The following is a 24911-nucleotide window of genomic DNA, read 5'->3' on the forward strand; positions in this document are numbered from 1 at the left end:
CCACCTCAGCCTCTTCCATCCAAAGCTGCCTAAATCGAGATCACCGCTCCGCGCTCCTTACCCTTCAGGTGGGAGTCGAAGATCACGCGCGAGACATACACCGCTGTAAACAGGTTCGCCAACAGACCGAACGCCAGCGTCACCGCAAACCCGCGAACGGGGCCCGTGCCGAAGAGGAACAGGATCAAGGCCGAAACGATAGTCGTAACGTGCGTGTCGATAATCGTAACCCAGGCGTGAGCGAATCCCTGCTGCACCGCAATCGCAGCCGACTTACCCGCGCGTAGCTCTTCGCGGATACGTTCGAAGATCAGCACGTTCGAGTCCACGCCCATACCGATCGTCAAAATCACACCGGCAATTCCCGGCAGCGTCAGCACCGACCCGGCAAATCCCATAAACCCGAGCAGGATCACGAGGTTGAGAATCAGCGCGAGGCAGGCGTTGATGCCGGCGCCGCGATAGTAAATCAGCATGAAGACCATCACGGCCAGAAGTCCGGCGACTGCCGCAACAATGCCCTGGCGGATCGAAGCCGCTCCCAGGCTTGGTCCAACGGTTCGTGTCTCAAGGAACGAGATCGACGCAGGCAGAGCTCCGGTGCGGAGCATCAGGGAAAGGTCCTGCGCCTGCTGCTTAGTAAATCCACCCTCAATCTCGCCGCGGTCGCTAATGGCCGAGTTGATGCTGGCCACCTCACGAACTTTGTTATCCAACACAATCGCCATCGAACCAGGGCTTGAGCTCGTCGCCGAGTGCGCACTCGTGTACGCGTAGAAGCGCTTGCCTGCCTCCGTTGTCAGCGTAAACGTAATGTTCGGACGGCCATTCTGGTCCGTCGATGGCTGGGCATCGCGGAAGTCCGTTCCCTCGACCTCGCTCACCCGCTTCAACAGCCATACCTGGTCAGGCGCGCCTGCAGAGGACGAACCATGTACCAGAATTGCGTCCGCAGGAATCATCCCGCCGTTCGACTGCAAAGCATCCTGGTCACTCGCAAAAGGACCGCCCACCACCGCATGAATCTCCAGCTTGGCCGTGGATTGGATCACCTCTTCCACGCGGGCCGGATCATCCAGACCGGGTAACTCCACCAGGATCTGGTTATCGCCCAAACCATACTTCTGGATCACCGGCTCGGTTACGCCCAGCTTGTCGATACGGTCACGGATCGTCTCGACGGAGGTCTCTACCGTTCGGTTGGTCAGGTCAGTAGCGGCAGACTGTTTCATCGTCAGCGTCTGGCTGCCGTCCGGATTCGTTCCCAGGTCATACGAGGAGTAGTTCAACCCGTTGAAGATCGTCCGGGCATCGCTGATCTTGTCGGTCGGAATCCCGGTCACGATGATCGTCTGGGGACGAGCCGAATCGGACCGCGCAGCCGTCACCCCCGAGATGCCGGCTGCCTGCAGATCGGTCTGCAAACGGGCCGCGTCGCGATCTACAGCCGAAGCAACGGCCTCATTCGTATGAACCTGGAGGACCAGGTGGGTTCCACCCTTGAGGTCCAGTCCCAGATTGATGCGCCGGGTGATCGATTCCTTCAGACCACCCTTCGGGATTCCTACAATGCCGTAGCAGAAGACCAACAGCACTGCAACGATGAATGCCGTTTTACCGGCCAGATTCTTTCCCATTGTCTCTCTTCACAGCGATACGGCAAGATCGCTTACAGCTTCTGCCGCATCCATTTCCTTATCAAATCTTTGTTTCTTCTTTTAAGCTGCCGATTCGTCTGTCGTCACGGCAGCGATCGCGCTCTTTACAAACTCCAGCTTCACGCCATCAGGCTGCACCCGAAGAATAACCGAATCGTCCTTAACCGACAGCACCGTGCCGCGGATTCCGCCATTCGTGGTCACGCGGTCTCCGGACTTGATCTTTCCCAGCATCTCCTGCCATTTTTTTTGCTTCCGCTGGTTTGGGACGATCATCAAAAAATACAGCACGATAAAGAACAGAATCGGCAGAGCTAGACCGCCAAGACTTCCCAGACCGCTCGTCGCGCTCTGCAACCACATTGCAACCATTCTTAAAAACTCCGTCCCTTGGGTGACATCAGGCACCGCGCTCAAAAGACGCGAAAATGCAGCCCTCCGCGGTTGAGGCTGTAATTTTGATGCCTAGCCCCTAAGCATCGCTGCTCATGCACCCCGGTGTCAAGAAAACCCCGGCCGTTCCTCAATCAAAATTCCCCCCGAAACCCTACTCTCCATCACCCAGCGAACGGAACGGACCAACGCTGAAATGGTCGAACGTTACCGAAAAATCCTCCTTACCCGGCGCTGCCGCCATCATGCCGATCCTGACCGGAACCTCCGGAGGAAAATACGCCTGACGCACCATCGTCCACGTTGCGTCGTCCAACGAGTAATCGATCTGCACCGTGTCCTTATGTCGTTGAAGACGCAGCCAGATCGACCCCGGGCGATTCACTTGCGGGATCACCGACCAATCCGAGGCTTCCCGCGTCACCACCGCACTGACATTCTGCTGCCCGTTCGCAAACTCAATCCCTGTCTTGATCCAGTTCTTCTCATCGATCCGGATCATCAGGCCGGCATGATGGTAGAGCTCGCGGTAGGTTCCTGCAATGCGGACTTTCGCCTCAAAATCGCCGATCTGTTCCACATATCGAAACGGCCCATTGTCCCGAATCGCCCCACTGTGCGTCACTCTCCAATAGTCTGTGCCCGCGGGGACCGTCACGGTCAATACACCGGACGACTCGCTCCATTGAGCAGGCTCATGTTCCCAGGTAAGTTGAATAGTCTGCCCGTTTAGTTCGAGAGCCAAGATGATCCCTCCAGCAGTTAGTCTATGCCACCAGAAAATCTCCGATCTTCTTTACTGAGAGCAGGAAGTATTGGTTGCCGTATCTCTTATCGCCTCTATTAAATGAGTCCTTTCCGGGAGCAGCATACTCCCATAGCCAAGAGGTCGCCCATGACTCCTTTGTCATCTTCTTCCATTGAGCGTTTCGCGGCCCTCCGGGCCTCCTTCCGCCGTCTTCACGAGTCTGGATTTTTCATAATCCCCAATCCCTGGGATGTCGGGACGGCCCGTTATCTTCGCTCGCTAGGGTTCAAGGCATTGGCCACGACCAGTTCCGGATTCGCCATGTCCAACGGTCTTCCGGATGCAGACTGGGCTGTACCCCGCGATGCCATGCTCGGACACATCCGCTCCATCGTCACCTCCGTGGACCTCCCCGTGAATGCAGACTTCGAGTCCGGCTACGCCCACTCCCCCGAAGATGTCGCCGCCAACGTCCGTCTCTGCGTCGCTACCGGAGTCGCCGGGCTTTCCATCGAAGACGCCACCGGCGACCCGAACCGCCCTCACTACGACCTGTCTTTGGCGACCGAACGCATCCGTGCGGCTAAGGAGGCAATCGGCAAATCGGGAGTCCTGTTGACCGCGCGCGCCGAGTGCTTCCTGACCGGTCACCCCGATCCCTTGCGGGAATCCCTCCGCCGCCTCGAGGCCTATGCCGTCGCCGGAGCCGACGTGCTCTACGCCCCTGGCGCCCGCACTCGGCCCGAAATCGAGGCCATCGTTAAAGTCGCGAATCCTCTTCCCGTCAATGTGCTGGTCACCTCCAGCGCGCCGCTCTCACTCCCCCAGCTTGAGCAGCTTGGCGTCCGCCGCGTCAGCACAGGCTCTGCCCTGGCACGCGCCGCCTGGACCGGCTTTATCGCCGCCGCCCGCGGAATGGCCCGCGAGCACACCATGGCGGGGCTGGATCACATCACATCTTTCGACGAACTGAATAGCTTCTTCCGCAAGGACCGCGCCGAACTCGCCATCGCCGAGGCCGATTCCACGCCGCCTGCAAAACCGTTGGGCTGATCGCTGGATATCATTTTGCTAGGGACTGAATAAACCCAGCATGTGTGGGGCATTCGCGCGTTAGCGCGAACCGCATTGTTAAGGGCATGGCTTCAGCCATGGCGTAAGAACCGCCGCGAAAGCGGCGACCGCTCTGCCGAAGGCCCCGGGTTCAAAACGAGTTTGCTCGTTGGGGTGGGAGATCGAAGCGCAGTCCGAAGGGACGGAGTGACAGGGTGTCATATGCGGTAAACACGCCACAAACCTCTGCACCACGAAATCCCCAATCCCCACGCGCCTTTCACCCGCCTTCCACCGCAAAAATTTGACACATCCTGCTATTCTTAAATCAGGAAGTACAACAGCGCCCGGCCAGTTGGCCGGGCGCTGCATTTAACTCATCTCATATGACACCCCTGAAGTTCGTCACGGAGAAAGTGTCATCCTGAGCGAAGTGACCAACGGGAACGAAGTCGAAGGATCTGCGGTTTCACTCCCATCAACCGAAGTACGCACCTAACTTATCTATTTCGAATACTTTGCACCAAAAATATGGGGGGGGAGCGTAACCCTCTTGGAGAGACAACTAAAAACACGCCTCTGCATACGGCACGAGGACTCGTTGCGAGGCATAAAGAACGATCTCCGTCGGATCCGATTTCAGTACTCCAGCACGGATAGCCTCGTACTCCAGAGGAAGGTATGCACTGATCAGCGTCTCCGGAATCTCCACCGAGTTCAGATTCCGAATCAGCGCTTCAACCGCCTGTGAAATCTCCGGAACGTTCCAGTAGTAGCGAATCCGGTCGCTATAGCTGTAAGTCCGCAAAATCCGCTGCTGTTCAGGACTTCCGTGATAGTGCCCCTCCCAGTCTTTGGGAGAAGCCAGCATCACCCTTTCGACGACATTGCGCAGATTGGACCGCTTTCCGTCGGGGACCAATTCATCCTCAATCCGCGTCAGTGCGAAGATCGCCTCTCGCATCGCAAAGGTGACCGCAGGCCCAACCTTCAGGATGGCGAATCCATCGCGAACCAGTTCGCGATAGGCCTCCGGCAGTTGATAGTCCGTGGAGTGTGCCTCGAAAACAAGGGGCCGACGCCTGTCGATCCATGCACTCAGCTCCCGTGCCTTGCCCGCGTCGTAGTGCGAGACGGAATCGTGATTGAACTCCACCCCAGGCTGCACCACCATCGCAACAACACGCGACCATGCATCTTCCAGGCCGTGTTTCGCGAAGACGCGGCGATGCACCTCATATGTCTGCTCCGCGTCGCTGGTAGCAGTGGCGTGAACACCGGAGATCGACTCCGTCGCTCCTCCCGGCGTAGGGACCTCGGTCCCGATGACATAGACCGGATGAACTTTCGCAGCAGCCGCAGCCTCTTCCGCTGCCAGACACAGTTGGGCCGATCGCTCTGCAACCGTTTCTACCGGAAGCGCCTCAGGATCTCCCGTGCAGGCCATGCTCGCATCGAGGTGAATCTTGGTGAATCCTGCAGCGGCGTACTCACGCACCATCGCTTCGGCAAGAGCCATCGCCTCCGTAGCGGGCTTCTTTCTCCACGGATTCGGCCCCAGATGGTCGCCCCCGAGAATGATGCGCGCCTCCGGGACACCCTCCTCCTTCGCGAGATTAAAAACCAGCTCTCGGAAGTCCTTGGGCCGCATCCCGGTGTAACCACCCTCCTGGTTCACCTGATTCGAAGTTGCTTCGATCAGAACCGGAGAACCGTCTTGGACAGCCTGTCGCAAAGCGGCGCGCAACGCCCAGGGATGCGAGGAACAAACAGAGTAGATTCCGCGGGAAGCTCCCTCCCCGGACCGGTTCTTAAGCAGATTCCTCAGGAGTTCGGACATTCAGATCACCAGCCAAAACGAAGTTTCGTGCGCTGGTTACCAATGATAACGAATAATATCTTTTCCTTTCTATTTCTCTTCTAACCCTGAAGAAGCCCGAGATCGATCTCGCCCATCTGTCCGGGCTCTGCAACGGCATCGATAGAGGCAATCTTTCCTCCGGAGAAGCCGAACTTCAGCACACGGAAGAGGCGGCCCTGCGGAGCAACCACCACTCCCACCGCACCTTCCACCAGCGCTGGAGCGGCAAATCGCGCCCCCTTGAACAGCGTGACTGCTTCCTGGGCCCACGTGCGAGCTCCATGTACCTCCATTGTGCCTCCGGAGAAGGAAGCGAATTTGTCAGCTCGAAGGACAAAGTCAGGATCAAGTACCGCAACCAATCCTTCAACATCTCCGGCACGAAGCGCCGCCAAAAAACGGCTAACGAGATCGCGCTGACGATTTAACTCGGTCTCATCGATCGCTGGAGCTCCCTGCACCCTTCTCCGTGCCCGGCTGGCAAGCTGCCGGACCGCCATCGCAGAGCGATCCAGAATGCCTCCAATTTCCTCAAAGGGCACAGCAAACAGATCGTGCAACACAAATGCGAGTCGCTCAGCAGGCGTGAGCCGATCAAGCACGACCATCAGAGCGAGCCCCACCGAATCGGCCAGCAAGGCCTCCCGCTCGGGATCACCACCGGCATCAGGCTTCGCGACCGGCTCCCGCACGCCCGGCTCAATCGGTTCCTCATGACGTGCCTTGCGAGAGCGCAGCATGTCGAGACATACACGAGAGACAACCGTCGTCAGCCATCCGCCAAGATTTTCAATCGCATTCGCATCCGAACGGCTGAGCCGGAGCCATGCCTCCTGCACCGCGTCGTCGGCCTCACTCGCCGAGCCAAGCATCCTGTAGGCCACCGCCCGCAGATGCCCGCGGTTCTCTTCAAATTGCCCCGCTAGCCACTCCTGTTCCATCGTCTTCTACTCCTTAGCCTTGTCCTGAACCATTAACGAATAAAGTTGTACGGATGTGACAAGTCGCGAAAAGAAAATTTCTCTCTGCTGTCACACTTCACCGAAACCCTTCGTCAGGGTGGTGACGGGAAGAACCCGAACCAACGCGAAGGAGAACAACCATGCAACCCCGAATCCCGAATATCACCATGCTTCTGCCCGAAGTCACACAATCCCTGATGGCACTGGGCGCAGCGGTCAAGAAAGAAACTGGCGTTCCATCCAAGACCCTGGGTATGGTGCATCTGCGCGCCAGCCAGATCAACGGTTGCAGCGTCTGCGTGGACATGCACGCCCGCGCTCTCAGGAATGAAGGTGAAACCGACGAACGGCTTATCTCCATCTCCGCCTGGCGCGACGCCCCCTACTTTACCGATGCAGAGCGTGCTGCGCTTGCGCTGACGGAAGAAGGCACCCGTATCGCCGATAAATCGGAAGCAGTATCTGACGAGATCTGGCGTGAGGCTGCACGGCACTATGACGATCGCGCTCTCTCCGTTCTCACGCTGCACATCGGAATGATTAATCTGTGGAATCGCCTCAACATCATCACTCGTCAAGTGGCGGGAGAGTGGCTGAAATCTGACGCAGCCAAAAAATGGCAGCAGGAGAACGCTGCTGCACTAGCGGCTCGATAAACCTCTGATGGCCAGCGCAGCTGACGCGCTGGCCTGTCTTTTTTATCCGACATGGGTGCTGGTCGTATCCAGCGCCTCCAGAAGTTCCCGCGTCTCGCTGAGAACATCTTCGGCCTTTGCACTGGTCAGAGGCCAACGCAGAACGCCCTGCGGAGTGAACTGTGCTCCGCGCTTCGTATTGCGGCTGACCAGCTTCATCAACACTCCGGGATCGACCGCATTTCCATTCGACGCCTCGCCATCGCGTTCGGCGAACTTCACGTGCAGCATCTCGACGAAGGTCTTAACCTTGTTCAACTCAAGCTGAGCGCGCTTGCGATCGATCTGCGCAATTCCGAGCAGTTGTGCGTGCAGACGAATCTCGCCAGCGCCAAGCAGGTTCTCCACCGATTCGGGCAGAGCGCCGTACCGGTCCTTCAGCTCTGCCCGAATCTCTTCGAGCTCCTGCAGAGTCTCTGCGCCAGCGATCTTCTTGTACATACGCAGCCGCTGGTTCTCTTCCGGAATATAGTCGGCATCGATGCGAACCGACACGCCCAGATTGACCACCGTAGTAGCGTGTGCGGGCATCTCCTCCTCACCCTTGATCTTGCGCACCGCCTCTTCGAGCATCGAGGTGTACATCTCGAACCCGATGGCCTCGATGTGTCCGCTCTGCTCGCCACCCAGCATGTTACCCGCGCCACGTAGCTCGAGATCGAGCGCAGCGATCTTGAAGCCTGCTCCGAGGTCCGAGAACTCTTTAAGAGCAGCCAAACGGCGGCGAGCAATCTCAGTCAGTTCCTTCTCAGGAGGAATCAGAAGATACGCATAGGCGCGACGATTGGAACGGCCAACGCGACCACGAAGCTGGTAAAGCTCACTGAGCCCATGACGATCTGCGCGATTGATGACGATCGTGTTCGCTAACGGAATGTCGAGGCCGTTCTCGATGATAGAGGTGGCGACCAGCACATCGTACTCGTGGTTCATGAAGGCGAGCATTACGCGCTCCAGCTCAGCCTCGGGAAGCTGACCATGACCGATGACGATGCGTGCCTGCGGAACCAGTTCGCGAATCTTCGATGCGATGTCGTAGATCGACTCGACGCGATTGTGCACGAAGTAAACCTGCCCTCCGCGCTCCAGCTCCATCTCAACAGCCGTACGGATGAGCTTGTCATCGAACTTCGCCACAATGGTCTGGATGGCCATACGGTCCTTCGGCGGCGTTTCGATCACACTCATGTCGCGCAAGCCGATCATCGACATATGAAGTGTGCGAGGAATCGGTGTAGCCGACATGCTCAAGACGTCAATCGCTGCCCGCATCTGCTTCAGCCGCTCCTTGTGGCGCACACCGAAGCGTTGCTCTTCGTCGACGACTAGTAAGCCGAGGTCCTGAAACTTCAGGTCCTTTGAGAGAAGGCGATGCGTACCAATGAGGACATCGACCTTGCCGTCTGCGACTTTCTCGAGAATCTCCTTTTGCTCCTTCGCGGTACGGAAGCGGGAGATCATCTCGATATTGACCGGAAAGTTGGCGAACCGGCGCTTGAAAGATTCGAAGTGTTGAAAGCTGAGGACGGTCGTCGGCGTCAGCACCGCGACCTGTTTGCTGTCCTGCACAGCCTTGAATGCGGCTCGCATGGCGACTTCGGTTTTGCCGTAACCCACGTCTCCGCACAGCAGACGGTCCATTGGACGCGTCGACTCCATGTCAGTCTTGATGTCCGCAATGGCACTGAGTTGATCGTCGGTCTCATTGAAGTCAAAGGCGTCCTCAAACTCGCGCTGCATATTATTGTCGGGCGAGAAAGGCGTGCCCTGGGCGGCTTCGCGCTGCGCGTAGAGCTTCAGCAGCTCGGCCGTCATATCGGCCATCGCCTTCTTGACCCGAGCCTTGGTCTTCTGCCAGCTCTGCGAGCCCAACTTATTAAGCTGTGGTGCAGGACCGGTCTCCGTCGAGCGATACTTCTGAATCAGGTCAAGCCGCGTAAGAGGAACGTAGAGCTTGGCCTCGTCGGCAAACTCCAGAATCATCAGCTCCAGCGGCGGTTGATCATTTTCTTCGATGACACGTAGCCCCATATAACGGGCGATACCGTGCTCAACGTGAACAACGTAATCGCCAACTTTGAGGTCGCGAAAATCGGAGATAAACGCAGATGACTTGGAGCGCCCGCGCCGCACAGTGCGCGGAGCGACATCGACCTCATCAGAAAGGTCCTGTGCACCGAAGAAGACGATCTGCTTCGCGGTCGCTTTGTCGAGATCGAGAATCTGCACACCCGCTGCGATCGGCGTCTTCACAATCACGGGAGTACGCAGGTCACCTGCCAGATAGCTCGACTCGGAGTAAACCGTCGATGAACCATGCTGGTCCGCGCGCGAACCCAGACGGTATGGGACCTGGTACTCCTGCAACAACGTAACCATCCGTTCGACCTCGCCCTGGTTGGCGGCGGCCAGCAGGATGCGCGCTTCCTGTCGCATGAGGTTGTTGATTGCCTCAATCAGTGCAGGAATGGAGCCATGAAACCGCTGCGTGGGTCGTGTAGCGAACTCAATCTCCGAGAGCTCGTTGCGCTCCGCATCAAGGACATCGACTGCGCCGAGTTGATCGAGATCGCATCCCGTCGTTCGGCGTAAACGATCTTCCAGGTCCCACGGCGAAAGATAGATGTCCTCAGGACGCACCAACGAGCCGATGCCAGAGCGATCGTGTCTCTGCTCGACCTTGTTCCACCAGCGCTCACCCTGGTTCTTGACCATTGCAGGCTCTTCGACAAAGACGCGTGTGGCCGTTCCCATCAGGTCGAGCAGGGTTTTGTTGGCTCCTGCAACCGGCGCAAAGAATTCCCATCCGGGAAATACGGTGGCCTCTCCCGTGCGCGTGGCCACGTGGGTCTGCAACTCTACAGGCTCTTCGCCACCTTCGAGCGCTGCACCGGCTGCTCCTGCGCGGGTCAGACGAGCGTTGATCGCGGAGAGAAGTTTTTCTGTAACCGGCGTCTCTGTAAGCGGAAGTAACAGGACGTGCTCCAAGGAAGCACTGGAGCGCTGCGTATCCGGATCGAAGCGCCGAATGGACTCAATCTCATCGCCAAAGAAATCAACGCGAACCGGACGCTCCTGCTCCGGAGGATAGACATCGACGATACCGCCGCGAATCGTCACCTGCCCGGGCATCTCGACCACATCCACGCGTGTGTAGCCCACTGAAAGCAGGTGCTCCAGCAGCATCTCAGGAATGTGTTCTTCTCCGACGCGGAGATGCAGGGCCAGCGCGGCATAGTAATCGCGGCCAAAGAGACGCATGCAGGCCGACTCGATGGGAGCGATTACCAGGCAAGGGGCATGGCCGGAGCAGATCTTCCACAGCGCAGCTGCACGCGTCTCCTGAATCTCAGAGTGCGGCGAGAGGTTTTCAAAGGGCAACACATCATGCGCCGGAAGCCGCAACACCTCTGACGGATCGAGTGCTCCGGTTAGCTCACAGGCAGCCAGCACCGTGGCATGGAGAGCCTCGGCGGCCTTGTTGTCAGCGACGACGACAAGCGCAGGAGCCTGCGCCGCACGAATAAAGTAAGGAAGATAGAGTGCGCGGGCAGTTGCCGTCAGCCCAGAGACACGACGACGCCCCGATCCGACGCTCAGGTGACGCCGTACACGCTCAAAGGCTTCAGAGTGTTCCAGGTCCGCAAGCAGTTCACGGACAAAGGGTAAAACCATGCTCTTCTGATTTTAGAAGAACCTTTCGGTTGCAGTATTTTTGTCCATCCCGTCTGCCAAAGTCGCCGGAACAGGCGTATCATCCACTGCGCCGCGGTTTCGCGACGCTGCCCGATGAATCGGGTTGTGCGAGAGTCGGACAGCATGTCTCATGCGGAGGTCTTCCAGATGAGCGTGTGGATCAAGGGCATCATTGTTGCGTTGGTATGCGTGCTTCCGCTGCTCGAGGGATGCACCCGGCACTCGAAGAAGGAACATTATTACCTCATCACCGTCAATGTCGACCTTCCTTACTGGAAATCAGCGAATGAAGGCTTCCAGAAAGCGGCGTCGGACTATGGCGTCTCGGCTGAGATGCGAGGCCCTTCTAGATTCGATCCACAGGCCGAAGTCCAGGAGTTCCGCACCGTCGTAGCGCGAAAGCCCGCCGGGATCCTGGTCTCGGTTACCAATCTCGACCTGCTTCGACCGGAGATCGACGAGGCAATTGCAGCAGGAATCCCCGTCATCACCATGGACTCCGACGCTCCGGCAAGTAAACGGCTCTACTTCATCGGGACCAATAACCTCGAGGCTGGCAGACTTGGTGGACAGCGCGTAGCTGCCCAGTTGAATGGTAAAGGTAACGTCGTCTTCTTCACCATGCCCGGCCAGCCAAACCTCGACGAACGTTTAAAGGGATATAAAGACGTCTTCTCCGGCTATCCCGAGATCAAGATCGTCGAGATCTTCGATATGAAGGGAGATTCCGGTCTCGCCATGGATAAGGCCCAGCAATATCTTGGCCTCAAGGGAAAGGACAGGATCGACGCATTGATCTGCCTGCAATCTTCTTCAGGAAGTGGCGTGGGTGAGGCGCTACGCCGTGCAAAGGCTGAGGGCGACCCCGGCCGTCTGCTGGTTGCGATGGACACAGATGATTCCACCCTGCAACTGATCAAAGACGGAGTGATCGATTCAACCATCGCGCAGAAACCTTACACGATGGCACTGATCGGCCTCAAAGCACTGGATCAGGTACACCATGACCCAGTCAAGCAAATGGGGGGCGACTACGCGCTGGATCCCTTCTCTCCCTTCCCGGCTTTCGTCGATACCGGCGTTGCCCTGGTCGATAAAAGCAACGTAGAGACGATCCTCACCCGCAAAGAAGCAGCCGGGCCATAACCACTGAAGGTGGATGGGCTTTCAAAAATAATTCGATAGCTAATTTATAGCCATGTGCTGTATCAGTAACAGATATGCGTTCGACTGTTGTTTTGCTTGCCTTTGCCCTGGTGATGTCCGTCATTCCGAGTTCCGGTCAAGAGACCCGACATACAGACTCCGCACTTCCCAATAAAACAGCCTCTTCTGTCCCTCCTGAATCGGCGTCAGCCGCGAAGCCGGATTATTCGGCTGAGTCGATCATCGTGGAACGGATGGACTCGATCTACCGATACACCGCAGATGGAACCGGAACACGCGAGACCACCGCTGTCGTTCTGATTCAATCGGATGCCGCTGCGCGTCAGTATGGAGTTCTGACGTTTCCATTCGCCGGCGACAACCAGCGCGTTGAGATTGATTACGTTCGCGTAAGGAAGCCTGATAACAGCCTGGTTGAGACTCCCGCCACAGACGCCCAGGAGATGCCGCAGGAAGTCACACGTCAAGCTCCTTTCTATAGCGATTTGAAAGAGAAGCAGGTTCCGGTGCGTAATCTCCGTCTCGGCGATCGATTGGAGTACAAAGTTCGCATCATTGACTCCAAACCGGAGATTGCCAATCACTTCTGGGGGCAGGACACTTTTGGAAGTTGGGCGGTCATCCTAAGTCAGAACATCGAACTCCATGTTCCAAAAGCGATCTATGTCAAAGTCTGGAGCCCAGAGCATGCTCCAGCCAAGACTGAGACGGGGGATGAGATCATCTACCGCTGGGCGGGATCGCATACGGAACCCACGGTTGGCAAAGACGGCAAAGCCATTCAGCGGGAGATCGACCCCAACGGAGAACTTCCAGATATCGCATGGACCACCTTCAAGAGTTGGGACGCCATAGGTAACTGGTATCAGGGGCTTGAAGCCGATCGCGTCGTGCCCGACGCGGCAGTAAAGGCAAAGGTAGCCGAACTCCTTGCGGGTAAATCAACGGATACCGAAAAAGCCCAAACACTCTACAGCTTTGTCGCCACACAGATTCGCTATATTGGCGTGGCCTTCGGGATTGGGCGCTATCAGCCACACCCAGCAGGCGAAGTGTTACGCAATCAATATGGCGATTGCAAAGACAAACACACTTTATTGGCTGCCATGCTGACTGCAGCAGGACTGCATCCTGAAGCATTCCTGATTGGCGCAGGAATTCGGCTGAACGAAGAAGTCCCCTCGCCCGCAGCTTTTAATCACATGATTACCTTTGTTTCGATTGGTGGATCTCCAGTGTGGCTGGATACTACATCGGAACTTGCGCCATATCGGATGCTGCTGCAAGTAATCCGAGATAAGCAAGCTCTGGTTGTCCCGGAAACAGGCGTGTCAAAGCTGGAGAAAACTCCTGCCGGCCTGCCCTTCACGCCTTTTACGAATTTCACCGCGAAAGGAACGCTGACGAAAGACGGCACCATGAAGGCGCAGATGGAATACGTGACCCGTGGAGACGACGAGATCGTCATGCGTACACTTCTACGTCAGGTTCCCCGCGGCCAATGGAAATTCAAAGAATTTCGCAGGGGTACGGTTTCGGTGGCACGACAAGCAATCCCGATGCAACCCGCCCTGAAATAACCAGCGATCCCATAAAGATCACGTATGACTACGAGCGAGAGAAGACAGGCGATTGGGAAAATCACAGGATCGTACCGCTGTTTCCTCTGATCTTTCTACCAACGGTCGATGAGAAAAAACCTCCAAAAAAATTCCCTATCCAGCTTGGGGAACCCAGAGTGGAGACATCTTTTACAACCATCAAACTCCCTGCCGGATGGGGAGCGGATCTACCAGCGGCTGTCCATCAAAAGACCTCGTTCGCCAACTTCGATAAGACATACAAAATCGAAGGAGACACGCTCACCATAGAGCGAAAAATTCAAATCCTGACCAAAGACGTTCCGGCAGCGAATTGGAAGGACTACAAGAAGTGGTGCGATGCCAGCTTCTCCGACGGCGAACCCTTCATCAGCCTCATCAGCACGGAAACCGATAAGAAGACTTCCACGACTTCTGACTCTGTTAACGCGCGCTCTGCAAATTTGCTCAGGCAGGCCTACGAACAGATTCAGCGTGGAGAGATGAATGCTGCAGAACAAACTCTAAACCAGGTGCAGCAGATCGATCCGAATTCGATCTGGTATTACCGTGCTCTATTGCCGTTACAAAGTATGAGAGGTAAGCAGGAAGAAGCAGCGGATACGATGCGGCATATCTTGAAGATGAAAGATGTAACAGAAATCGAAAAGAAGGCGGCCGCACAGATCTTCTACAGCCTCGGCCATTATGATGAGGCGCTCCCGTTATTGGAGGCGCAAATAGCGACGGAACCGGAAAACGAGAAGTTGCAGTTAGAGCTGGCCACTTCTCAGATGAGAACAGGAGCCGTAACAACAGGCAGCAAGTCGCTTCTGCCCCTGCTGGCAAAATCCAGCGACGAAAACACAATCAACAACGCTGCCTATGAGCTGGCTCTCGCAAACGTTGAGCTCGGAACGGCAGAAAAAGCTACCCGCGGCGTCGTAGATACGCTTACAACGGAGTCAAACTCTTGGGTAGTGAGTGCTTCAACAAAAGGCCAACAAATGAGGCAGTCCCTTTTAGTGGCAACATGGGACACGCTCGGCTGGATTCTTTACCGGGAAGGCAGGATTGAAGAAGGAGAGAATTACGTTCGAGCATCCTGGAACAATCAACAAGGGGGAGAATCCGGCCTTCATCTAGGTGAGATCGAAGAAAAACTGGGCCATAAAGCCGCAGCGATGGGCATCTATCAGATCGCGATGGGGACCTTCCCTCCAGAGACGCTGGTAAAACCCTCTGTCCAGATGAAGGAACAGAAAAGTAAGCTCGAAGAACATATCGCTGCTTTGAAAAAGCAAGGCATCGCTCCTCAGGTCCAGAATCCGCCGGTTGCCCTGCAGAAGCTTATGACAATGCCGCTCGGCCCCTGGAAGGGACGGAACAGCATGGTTGAATATACCTTTGTCCTCCAACAAGACAAGATCGGCGATCTGCAGCAAAGCGATCCAGAGGCTACAGCCATCACTGGAGGTAACGCAATGTTAAGGAAGGCGACCTTCAATCATTGGATTCCCAATGGCTCTGAAGCTCGGCTACTTCTCAAGGGAACATTGAACTGCCACGGCGCGGTTTGCGAGCTGGTTGTTCATCGCCACTAACCCGGCCATGGCACGTTCAATCGCTTCCATTCCTACGACGTTCGCTTGCGAAGATCGACTGCGCCCACTGCGGCGTGTTTTTCAATCTCAGCCAGCTCTGCTTCGGTAAAGGAGAGATTCTTCACTGCATCCAGCGAGTTCTCAAGCTGTTCCAAGTTACGGGCTCCGATCAACGCTGACGTAACGCGCGCATCGCGCAGAACCCAGGCAAGCGCCATCTGCGCCAGTGTCTGTCCGCGGCCTTGAGCAATCTCGTTAAGAGCCCGCACACGCTGTAGGTTGTCTTCGCTGAGAATCTCTTTCCTGAGCGAAATTCCTCGAACTGCGCGAGAGTCCTGCGGAATACCGTCGAGATACTTGTTCGTCAGAAGCCCTTGCGCCAGCGGCGAGAAGGCAATACAGCCTGCGCCGATCTCGTCCAGGGTGTCAAGCAGCTGCTCTTCGATCCATCGGTTGAACAGGGAATACGACGGCTGATGAATAAACAACGGGACACCTTCACTGCGCAGGATTGCCGCCGCCTCTCGTGTACGGTCCGGTGGGTACTGCGAAATCCCCACATAAAGCGCCTTACCCTGGCGTACGGCCTGGACCAGCGCTCCCATCGTCTCTTCCAGCGGAGTGTCCGGATCGGGACGATGCGAATAAAAGATATCGACATACTCCAGCCCCATGCGTCGCAGACTGTCATCCAGCGAAGCAAGAAGATACTTGCGCGAACCACCAATCCCGTATGGTCCCGGCCACATGTCCCAGCCAGCCTTGGTAGAAACAATCAGCTCATTACGATAAGGGCGAAGGTCCTTCTCAAAAATCCGTCCGAAGGTCTCCTCAGCCGAACCGTAAGGAGGGCCATAGTTATTGGCAAGATCAAAGTGCGTAACTCCACGATCGAAAGCGCGAAGGACCATAGCGCGGCCCGTCTCAAAGACATCGACGCCTCCAAAGTTCTGCCACAGACCGAGAGAGATCAGCGGAAGAACGATACCGGACCGCCCACAACGACGAAACTGTGCATCTTCATATCGCTTCTCATTCGCTACATAACTCATCAGACAAATCTCCTGGGATTAACTGCGCAAGACTGTCCTGCCACCCACTATTTCCACCATCCAGTCAGCCAGTTTCCCTTAGCTTACTGAAAAGTTGGATGACCTGGCATCTCACACCTGAATCATCTTCAGGACCTCCGCCGGAGAGAGCCCTCGCTGCCGCAGACTACGGATCGCGAGAGCATGGTGACGCTTTGCGAGTCGAATACCCTGTTCGTCACGCAATAACGGAGCGTGGAAGTAGGCCGGAGTTTGCAGACCGAGTGCGCGTTGCAGAAGAATCTGGCGCGCAGTGGATTTGAGCAGGTCGGCTCCGCGTACAACCTCGGTGATCTGCATCTCGGCATCGTCGACGACACAGGACAGCTGATAGCTCGGCAGAGAATCTTTACGCCAGATCAGAAAGTCGCCAAAGTCTTGGCCTGCGATAAAACTCTGCGAACCGAGGTTGCGGTCGATAAAGGTGATTGCCTCGCCGTCAGGAACGCGAAAGCGGTAGTTGGTGTTCTCTTGAAGAGATTGTGCAGGGGAGTTTGTCGCTGGCCGACACTTTCTGTTGTACACGGGTTCATCATCTACATTTCCAGGCTGATCTGCTTGCGTTTCTTCATGCGGTGCCTGCGTCATCTGTGCAAGATCTCTGCGCGAGCAGGTGCAGGCATAAGCATGGCCCGAGGCGAGCAGACGTTCGAAGGCTGCACGATAGAGCGCGATGCGCTCGGATTGCACGATCATCGGAAGTGTCCACTCTATGCCCAGCCATGCGAGATCTTCGATCATTGCATCGACGTACTCTTGCCTGGATCGTTGTGGGTCGAGATCTTCATTGCGAAGCAGAAGTGTACCGTTGTGCTGAAGTGCGCGCTGATAGGCTGTCCAGAAAGTAGCCGCATGGCCAAGATGGAGAAGGCCCGTGGGGGATGGTGCTAGGCGGCCGATGTAACGTTCAACACTCACTAAAGCAAGCGTACCTTACATATAGTCCACGCCATACTGCACTGGAATCTGCGTAAACGCGATGCGCGTCGGCGCGGATTCGCGTGCCGGCAACATACTGCCGAAGTGCAGCGTAGTGTGTCCGTATTTCAGGTTGAGCTTGTCCATTGTGGCCGAGAGTTGTGTGCGATTGTTGGGATCGCCGAAGAGCTCTTCCTGATGCCTGTTCTCGGGTACAAGATTGTGCAGAGTAATGCCAACAAAAAAGGGCCGCTGAAACTCCTGCCCTGTAGGACGCTGTGCCCAGATGCCACGCATCGCCTCGAGCAACGTGAGGGTGTCCTGAGATTCGCGGAAGCGCGCCTCCATCCCCCAGCCGGAGTGTCGGATTCCGCTGTTGTGGCGCTTCGAGCGGAGCTGCTCGGCCTGTTCGCGCGTCAGCTGGTAGCGGATGACGAACGACATGGAGCCTGCATAGAACTTCTCCATGCGCAGCCGCATCGCAGCCTTGTGGAGCAGCTTGTTGGCGACGGCCCATGCTCCTTCATCGCTGCGGAACTCGGGAGCCATCACATGCGAGTGGCCAAGCGATTTCTGTACGTCGCTGGAGACGGGAGCGCCATCGTCACCAGTGTTGCCTCCCCGCAACCAATGGTAGATGCGGTCACCCCATACGCTGTTCCATAGCTTGTGCATGCCATTCAGATCGAGCGCGAGCAACTGCTCCATCGTGCGGATACCCTTGGCATGGAGCCGTGCCTCAGTACGAGCACCTACGCCGGGAAGATCGCGCAGATCCAGATGAGCAATTGCCTTTGGCAATTGCGATGGCAGAAGCCCGATGAGGCCATCGGGCTTCTGCATGTCGCTGGCGATCTTTGCGAGGTAGCGATTCGGAGCCATACCGATAGAGCAGCGCAACGCCTCGCCGACATTTTTGTAGATCGATTGCTTGATCTCGAGCGCGATCTTGCGCGCGCGAGGAGGCTCCTGCTCACGGCCCATGAGTTCGCAACACATCTCATCGATGGAGGGATTATGTGAAACATGGCAGGCGAGCTCGACCGCGTCGTTGATTGCCTGTGAGTACTTTGCATACTCGGTGTGGCTGCCCTCAATAAGGATGATGCCGGGACACATCTTCTTCGCCTCGCCCACCTGCGTACCTGTCTTCACTCCGAGGGCCTTCGCCTCGTAGCTGGCGGCGATACAGCAGGTGGTGTCGGTCATCGTAGGAACAACAGCGACGGGCTTACCGCGATATTCCGGATGCAACTGCTGTTCGACCGAAGCGAAGAAGGAGTTCAAGTCGATGTGCAGATGGGTAAAGCGATCGGGATGGGGCGCGAAGGACATGGAAAGCGAATCTTCAAGAATTGTATTCGCTTTTTATTTGCCTTCATGAATTCTGTTTAATGGCTAGCCGTAGCAATTTCCGCAAAGCACTCTGCAAAGCTATTGGGCACTGAAGAGTCCAGCTTTTTCACCCATTGCACAATCGACGGCTTTTCATCGGGCGTGGCATAGCCTCCCCAAACATCGTGAAACTTTAAACCACTCGCATTCTGTGAATAGAAGAAGACACCTTGCTCAGCGCCAGATGGAGTGGCCCAGACCGCTGTCCAACTGCCGACCGTAATTGCTCTATCGATCCTGATCTTTGTAGGAGGTTGCCATTGGGTGAGATTGCTAGAGATCGAGCGAGCATACATCTTCTTTTCCGCTGTCGTCAGCGTCTTCTTCGCCGTCGCACAGGGATCGGCCGCAGCCGCCGTCAGTGTTGAAACCGCAAGAATCAATAACCCAATCCGCCTCATGTCTTTCCCTCCAGTCCATTGAAATCAATCCATAAAATTCTCTGTCAAGTACTGTTCGCGGGACAAAGCTCTGTAAGTTCCTGGAAAGAGATAGCTTACGCCGCATGGCCAGTTTGCCGATTAATGAGCCCCATTGGCTAAAATAGAAATATAAGCGGCAATAAAGATGAACCGGGCCAGGGGGGTCGGTTTTTAGCAAGTACAAAGAGATGAATACTTTACGTCTCTTTCTGATCTGTAGCGCAGTAAAATCAATACTTTACGAAGAGCCTCAACGGAAGTACCAGGCTAAGTCTAAACTATTGAATACTTTGCGTGAAAATTGAGGGAGGGGTAGGGTGCAGATCAGGTTGCACCCGAGCTTGCTAAAATCGCTGCCTATGGCGGCAACGGAACATCCCCCAACTTCTAAGAAGCCCGCAGCACACCAGATTCGCCTGACCGAGCTGGCTGCTCGTCATGCCATCGCCGAAGAAGGTGGTGGGCCGGAGCGACGCGCACGTGAGACAGCTGCAGGAAAGCTTTCCGCGCGCGAACGCATCGACCTGCTGCTCGACGAGGGCAGCTTCGAGGAAACAGATAAATTCGTCACGCATCGCGCATCAGATTTCGGCATGGACGAGCAGCGTGTCCCCGGCGATGGCTTCGTCACCGGTCATGGGCGCATCGATGGGCGCGTTGTCTTCGTCTTCGCGCAGGACTTCACCGTCTTCGGCGGATCACTCTCCGAGGCGAATGCAGCAAAGATCGTGAAGATCATGGACCTCGCCATGAAAGTCGGCGCTCCCGTCATCGGGCTCAACGATTCGGGAGGCGCGCGGATTCAGGAAGGCGTGCTTTCGCTCGCCGGTTATACCGATATCTTTCTGCGCAACACTCTGGCCAGTGGAGTCGTGCCACAGATCTCGGCGATCCTTGGGCCATGCGCAGGCGGAGCGGTTTACTCCCCAGCGATTACCGACTTCACCCTGATGACAGAGCGCACCAGCTACATGTTCGTCACCGGCCCGGACGTCATTAAAACCGTGCTGCACGAAGACGTCACGAAAGATGCGCTGGGCGGTGCGGCGACACATAACGAAATCTCAGGCGTGGCTCATTTCATGGCGCACGACGATCGCGAGTGCCTCGCAATGATTCGTGAGCTGGTTAGTTTCATCCCTTCGAACAACCTCGACGATCCGCCGCGTCGACCAACCAGTGATGATCCTGCGCGTGCCGATGCCGCGCTCGATACGATCATTCCTGACGAGTCGAACCAACCTTACGACATGGTCGATGTGATTACTCGCATCGTCGATGACGGCTATCTCTTCCAGGTACACGAGCACTTCGCGCGCAACCTCGTCGTTGGATTCGCCCGCATGAACGGTCGTCCTGTAGGCATTGTGGCAAATCAGCCAGCGGTGCTCGCCGGTGTGCTCGATATCGATGCGTCTGTAAAAGGTGCACGATTCGTGCGGTTCTGCGATGCCTTCAATATCCCGCTCATCACGTTTGAGGATGTTCCGGGCTTCATGCCGGGAACACGGCAGGAACATGGCGGCATCATTCGTCACGGAGCCAAGCTGCTCTATGCCTTTGCCGAAGCCACCGTTCCCAAGCTGACGGTCATCACTCGCAAAGCCTATGGCGGAGCCTACTGCGTGATGAGCTCCAAGCATCTGCGCACCGATGTAAACCTGGCATGGCCCACGGCAGAGATCGCCGTAATGGGCCCGGAGGGCGCGGTCAACATCGTTTACAAACGCGAGCTCGATGAAGTGCTGCGTCGCTCGCAGGCTGTGATGCCACAGGGAGTATCGCTCAGCGAAGAGCAGAAGCTGGAGATTCTAGCTGAAGCACGCACCGTGAAAGTCGAAGAGTTCCGCGAACGTTTCGCCAATCCATATGTGGCTGCGGAGCGTGGCTATGTCGATGCGGTAATCCGTCCCAGCGAAACGCGCCGACGCCTGAACACAGCGCTCGATATGCTGGCGACCAAGCGCGAAAAAAATCCGCCAAAGAAACACGGCAATATTCCGCTGTAGAACATCAACTCAAAAAGCGGAGAAACGCGGGTACTGGTTCTTACCTTCCGTTCCTTGTTCCCTGTACCCTGCTTTTATGTCTGCCCAAATCATTTCAACTGCCAACGCGGATCACTACACTTGGGGAAACCGCTGCGACGGCTGGTTTCTGGTTCGCACGCCCGAGCTGAATATCATCGAAGAGCGGATGCCTCCCGGAACCAGCGAGACGCGGCATCATCATGTGCGTGCGCGACAGTTCTTCTTCGTGCTCGAAGGTGAGTTGACCATGGAGATCGAGCAGCACAGGTTAACGGTGCACGCAGGCCAGGGAATCGAAGTCGCTCCCGGTCAACAGCACCAAGCCATCAACCGCGGTCCAACGCCGCTGCGGATTGTGGTGACAAGCCAGCCTCCAAGTCATGGCGACCGCATCGAAGAGACACCATAGGCGCTCTACCCCACTCGCCCTGCCGGAACCGCAGCCCTCTACTTGCCTAGCTTCAGATCGATGTAGAAGTGGTTTTTACTGTCGAAGGAGCTGATGGACTTCACAGCGCTCTTCTTGCCGTTGGATTCGGCCCAGATCTCATAATCGGTGTTCTGCGTCAGTTGGCCAAAACGGTACTCTCCCTGATCGTCGGCGATAAAGCTCTTCACAGAGAGCGTCCGCCCATCCTTCAGGTAAACCACAGCCCCCTTGATCGGAGCATTGTCGTGATCGGTAACTTTGCCTTCGACGACACGCTGTACGGGCCCACGTTGCTGCGCGATAGCCTGCGACCCTGAAATCACAGGGACAGCAGCCACAACTCCAAGAGAAGACATGACCAGAGCAGCTTTACCAAGACGGGAACGAAGCGACAGGAAATCCTTCATACGCCCAGTATACGGGGATTCCATTTAGGGGTGAGCAGAATCATTCCTCGTCTTCGCCCGACAATAGAGCTGAGTCTTCTTCGTCGTAGCCAGCCTCTTCTACCGCGACCAGTTCGAGAGGATCGGTAGAGACGACCTCGAGCTCGGTGCCGCATTCTTCGCATTGCACCGTCTCGCCCGCATCCAGGTCATCGTCGAGATCGATCGGGTAATCGCATTCCGGACATACCACAGCCATCACAAGCCTCCGCACTGGAGCGGGTGCGGCGAGCCAAATCGGTAAAACGGGCCCGCAGAACGCTCCGCTAATCATTAAGCGATTCCTCTCGATGGATCGTCAAGGGTTAGGATGGTAACAATTTCACCCGCTCCTTCAAAGGAGAATTGACGTGAACGTAACCTCCTGCTTGCGCCCGATTTACCTTGCCGGGCTTCTTCTTGCGCCTCTCGCTCCAGCGCAACAACCTGTGTCCCCTGCGCCGGTTGATCCTGCCATCGAAACCGCCCTTCGTCAGGTTTCCCCTGAACATGTTCAGGCCACAATCGAGAAGCTGGTGAGCTTCAACAATCGCAATACGCTCTCCAGCATGGAGGCTAACCTGAAGTCCGGCACCGGAATCAATGCTGCCGCGGACTGGATTGAGTCTGAGTTCACGCGCATCTCCGCGGATTGTGGCAATTGTCTCGATGTACGAAGAGATGAATTTATCGAGCAGCCACAACCCGGACCCCGCTCACGCATCCTGAAACCGACAAAGCTGACGAATGTATACGCCATCCTGCACGGCTCGGACCCTGCACAAGCAAACCGCATGGTTCTGGTCACGGGTCATTACGACTCGCGCAATACCGATGTGATGGACACACATAACCCCGCTCCGGGAGCCAATGATGATGCCAGCGGCGTTGCTGTCTCGCTCGAATGCGCTCGAGTGCTCTCAAAGCTGAAACCACCCTCTAGCATCGTGTTCGTTGCGGTTGCCGGCGAAGAGCAGGGACTGAATGGAAGTCATCATCTTGCAAAGCTGGCGAAATCGCAGAGCTGGCAGCTTGAGGCCGCGCTGAACAACGACATCGTCGGAGGCGACACTACGCCCGGCGATACCCAACAAAATAAGAATGTCGTCCGCGTCTTCTCTGAAGGCATCCCCTCGGCAGCCACGCCAGAACAGGCCACTGCACTGATCAACCTGGGTGCCGAAAACGACTCTCCCTCACGCGAGGTGGCACGCTCCATCGCCGAGATCGCCTCCACGTACTTCCCTCTAACGATGCAGCGCGCACAAGCCGGCAATCCGCCGCGCATCGCGAGAAGTAATTTGGTCCGGGCTGTCGAAAACTTTCACCCTGTGCTCATCTTCCGTCGTGATCGTTATCTTCGCGGAGGCGATCATTCAAGCTTCAACGCCGAAGGATTCCCTGCTGTTCGTTTTACCGAGTGGCGCGAAAACTTCAACCATCAGCACCAGAACCTGCGCACAGAGAACGGCATCCAGTATGGCGATCTTCTACAGTATGTCGATTACAACTATGTTGCCAACGTCGCGCGTCTCAATGCCGCAACTCTCGCCACACTCGCGTTCGCTCCCGGTATACCGCGGGAGGTTCACGTGGAAACCAACAATCTGGACAACAACACCGTTTTGACTTGGAGCGCTCCCGCTGGAGCCCCACAGGGAACAGCCTACGAGATTGTCTGGCGCCCCACAGACCAGCCGCTGTGGACGATGGTCCAAAACGTCGGAACAGCAACCAGAATCGAACTGCCGATCTCGAAAGACAATGTCATCTTCGGGGTTCGTGCAATGGATGCCGCTGGACATCGCAGTCCGGCCGTTATGCCAAACCCCTCCCGGCCCACGCGCAATTTTACGCAACCTGCTCAAAGCCCTAAGTCCTAAAATCTCTGCCGCCCTGCACGGAAGTCTTCCCTGTGATGAAATAAAGGTCAGGCTACGATGCGCCGTACAGGAAACATCTCGTTTGCCATGCCGTCCTTTGGAGGGGCCGTTCGCAGCCTCATCCTGCTCAATGTCGGTGCGTTCTTCGCCCTCGCCATTTTGTCGTGGATTTCTTCGGACCTCAGCCGCTTTCTTGGGACATATCTCCCGCTGGAGCCGCTGTCCGTCGTTCATGGACAGATCTGGCAGCTTTTTACTTACTCCCTGGTTAACCCTGGGATTCTTTCGTTCGCCTTCGCCATGCTGACGCTGTGGTTTACCGGCGCGCTGCTTGAAGGAAGTTACGGTAGACGGTGGTTTACAGAGTTGTACTGGACCTCGGTCGCCGGCGGCGCCCTCATCGCAACCGCGCTCTCGTTTACACACCTCTTCGGTCTTCGCCCGGACGTGATTGCCGTAGGAGCATGGGCCGGCATCTTCGGACTGCTCGTCGCGATCGCCATGCTCTTCGGCGATCAGGAGTTTCTTCTGTGGTTCGTGCTTCGCATCAAGGCGAAGTACATGGTTGCAATCTATATCTTGATCGCGGTCGCTGTTCTTTTGAAGGAAAAAGACAACTTCGGAGCATTAGTACAACTCGCCGGGGCTCTTTCAGGCTTTTTGTTTGTTCGCTTTGCACCGCGCCGTGGCCTTGCCTTTGGACTGACGGAACGCTTCTACGGGATACGCAACACCTATTACCGATACAAGCGCCGCCGCGCCGCGCGCAAGTTCGAGGTCTATATGCGCAAGCAGAATCGCGAAGTCCACTTCGACAAAGACGGACGCTACATCGACCCCGATGAGCTGCGGCGCGACCCAAATGACAAGCGCTGGATGAATTAACCCGTTTTCCAAATC

General features: G+C 56.4%; 21 protein-coding genes. 9 read left to right on the forward strand and 12 right to left on the reverse strand.

The window, feature by feature from the left end; genetic code table 11:
* Positions 1-29 precede the first annotated feature (29 nt).
* The 3 genes from secD to H7846_RS00400 all read right to left on the reverse strand — a co-directional run bounded on the left by secD (position 30) and on the right by H7846_RS00400 (position 2796).
* Complete coding sequence (gene secD, locus H7846_RS00390) at positions 30-1637, reverse strand: protein translocase subunit SecD (protein ID WP_186694296.1); 1608 nt, start codon at positions 1635-1637, stop codon at positions 30-32.
* 81 nt (positions 1638-1718) lie between these two features.
* Complete coding sequence (gene yajC, locus H7846_RS00395; RefSeq protein ID WP_186694298.1) at positions 1719-2030, reverse strand: preprotein translocase subunit YajC; 312 nt, start codon at positions 2028-2030, stop codon at positions 1719-1721.
* 175 nt (positions 2031-2205) lie between these two features.
* Positions 2206-2796, reverse strand: coding sequence for a DUF1349 domain-containing protein (locus tag H7846_RS00400; RefSeq protein ID WP_255460749.1), 591 nt, complete (start codon positions 2794-2796; stop codon positions 2206-2208).
* 150 nt (positions 2797-2946) lie between these two features.
* Here H7846_RS00400 and H7846_RS00405 point away from each other — a divergent pair, with 150 nt between their 5' ends.
* Positions 2947-3852, forward strand: a complete 906-nt coding sequence (locus tag H7846_RS00405; RefSeq protein ID WP_186694300.1) for an isocitrate lyase/PEP mutase family protein — start codon at positions 2947-2949, stop codon at positions 3850-3852.
* Between the two features lie 565 nt (positions 3853-4417).
* Here the strand turns inward: H7846_RS00405 and H7846_RS00410 are convergent.
* Complete coding sequence (locus tag H7846_RS00410) at positions 4418-5692, reverse strand: D-tagatose-bisphosphate aldolase, class II, non-catalytic subunit (RefSeq protein ID WP_186694302.1); 1275 nt, start codon at positions 5690-5692, stop codon at positions 4418-4420.
* Between the two features lie 80 nt (positions 5693-5772).
* On the reverse strand, positions 5773-6654 hold the full coding sequence (locus H7846_RS00415) for a sigma-70 family RNA polymerase sigma factor (RefSeq protein WP_186694304.1): 882 nt from the start codon (positions 6652-6654) through the stop codon (positions 5773-5775).
* A 161-nt stretch (positions 6655-6815) separates the two neighbouring features.
* On the opposite strand from H7846_RS00415, the gene H7846_RS00420 reads away from it, so the two are divergent.
* Entirely contained in the window at positions 6816-7331 is a 516-nt protein-coding gene (locus H7846_RS00420) for a carboxymuconolactone decarboxylase family protein (protein WP_186694306.1), read from the forward strand.
* A gap of 42 nt (positions 7332-7373) precedes the next feature.
* Here the strand turns inward: H7846_RS00420 and mfd are convergent, their stop codons facing one another.
* Positions 7374-11045: a transcription-repair coupling factor gene (gene mfd / locus H7846_RS00425; protein ID WP_186694308.1), complete on the reverse strand. Its 3672-nt coding sequence runs from the start codon at positions 11043-11045 to the stop codon at positions 7374-7376.
* A 144-nt stretch (positions 11046-11189) separates the two neighbouring features.
* On the opposite strand from mfd, the gene H7846_RS00430 reads away from it, so the two are divergent.
* From H7846_RS00430 to H7846_RS00440, 3 genes are all read left to right on the forward strand, one after another.
* A complete protein-coding gene (locus H7846_RS00430; RefSeq protein WP_255460750.1) occupies positions 11190-12212 on the forward strand; it encodes a substrate-binding domain-containing protein in 1023 nt (340 codons plus the stop codon).
* A gap of 74 nt (positions 12213-12286) precedes the next feature.
* Entirely contained in the window at positions 12287-13813 is a 1527-nt protein-coding gene (locus tag H7846_RS00435; protein WP_186694312.1) for a DUF3857 domain-containing transglutaminase family protein, read from the forward strand.
* On the forward strand, positions 13735-15417 hold the full coding sequence (locus H7846_RS00440) for a tetratricopeptide repeat protein (protein ID WP_186694314.1): 1683 nt from the start codon (positions 13735-13737) through the stop codon (positions 15415-15417). Before H7846_RS00435 ends, H7846_RS00440 begins: the two co-directional genes overlap by 79 nt.
* Before the next feature lie 32 nt (positions 15418-15449).
* Here the strand turns inward: H7846_RS00440 and mgrA are convergent, their stop codons facing one another.
* The 4 genes from mgrA to H7846_RS00460 all read right to left on the reverse strand — a co-directional run bounded on the left by mgrA (position 15450) and on the right by H7846_RS00460 (position 19222).
* Complete coding sequence (gene mgrA / locus H7846_RS00445; RefSeq protein ID WP_186694316.1) at positions 15450-16469, reverse strand: L-glyceraldehyde 3-phosphate reductase; 1020 nt, start codon at positions 16467-16469, stop codon at positions 15450-15452.
* 111 nt (positions 16470-16580) lie between these two features.
* Complete coding sequence (gene gluQRS / locus H7846_RS00450) at positions 16581-17426, reverse strand: tRNA glutamyl-Q(34) synthetase GluQRS (RefSeq protein WP_186694318.1); 846 nt, start codon at positions 17424-17426, stop codon at positions 16581-16583.
* Between the two features lie 15 nt (positions 17427-17441).
* Entirely contained in the window at positions 17442-18761 is a 1320-nt protein-coding gene (locus tag H7846_RS00455; protein WP_186694320.1) for a Y-family DNA polymerase, read from the reverse strand.
* 56 nt (positions 18762-18817) lie between these two features.
* Entirely contained in the window at positions 18818-19222 is a 405-nt protein-coding gene (locus H7846_RS00460; protein ID WP_186694322.1) for a hypothetical protein, read from the reverse strand.
* 380 nt (positions 19223-19602) lie between these two features.
* Between H7846_RS00460 and H7846_RS00465 the strand changes: the two genes are divergently transcribed.
* Both H7846_RS00465 and H7846_RS00470 read left to right on the forward strand, forming a co-directional pair.
* Positions 19603-21252: an acyl-CoA carboxylase subunit beta gene (locus H7846_RS00465; protein WP_186694324.1), complete on the forward strand. Its 1650-nt coding sequence runs from the start codon at positions 19603-19605 to the stop codon at positions 21250-21252.
* A gap of 76 nt (positions 21253-21328) precedes the next feature.
* Positions 21329-21682, forward strand: a complete 354-nt coding sequence (locus H7846_RS00470; protein ID WP_186694326.1) for a cupin domain-containing protein — start codon at positions 21329-21331, stop codon at positions 21680-21682.
* A gap of 38 nt (positions 21683-21720) precedes the next feature.
* On the opposite strand, the gene H7846_RS00475 is transcribed toward H7846_RS00470, so the two are convergent.
* Both H7846_RS00475 and H7846_RS00480 read right to left on the reverse strand, forming a co-directional pair.
* The gene (locus H7846_RS00475) at positions 21721-22134 is read right to left on the reverse strand and encodes a carboxypeptidase-like regulatory domain-containing protein (protein ID WP_255460751.1); all 414 of its coding nucleotides are present in this window, start codon (positions 22132-22134) and stop codon (positions 21721-21723) included.
* Between the two features lie 16 nt (positions 22135-22150).
* Positions 22151-22348: a hypothetical protein gene (locus H7846_RS00480; protein WP_186694327.1), complete on the reverse strand. Its 198-nt coding sequence runs from the start codon at positions 22346-22348 to the stop codon at positions 22151-22153.
* A gap of 151 nt (positions 22349-22499) precedes the next feature.
* Here H7846_RS00480 and H7846_RS00485 point away from each other — a divergent pair, with 151 nt between their 5' ends.
* A complete protein-coding gene (locus H7846_RS00485; protein ID WP_255460752.1) occupies positions 22500-24011 on the forward strand; it encodes a M28 family metallopeptidase in 1512 nt (503 codons plus the stop codon).
* A 57-nt stretch (positions 24012-24068) separates the two neighbouring features.
* On the forward strand, positions 24069-24896 hold the full coding sequence (locus tag H7846_RS00490) for a rhomboid family intramembrane serine protease (protein WP_186694329.1): 828 nt from the start codon (positions 24069-24071) through the stop codon (positions 24894-24896).
* Positions 24897-24911: the final 15 nt, after the last annotated feature.

The sequence above is a fragment of the Edaphobacter sp. 4G125 genome (assembly GCF_014274685.1).
In the GTDB taxonomy this organism is placed as follows: Bacteria; Acidobacteriota; Terriglobia; order Terriglobales; family Acidobacteriaceae; genus Edaphobacter.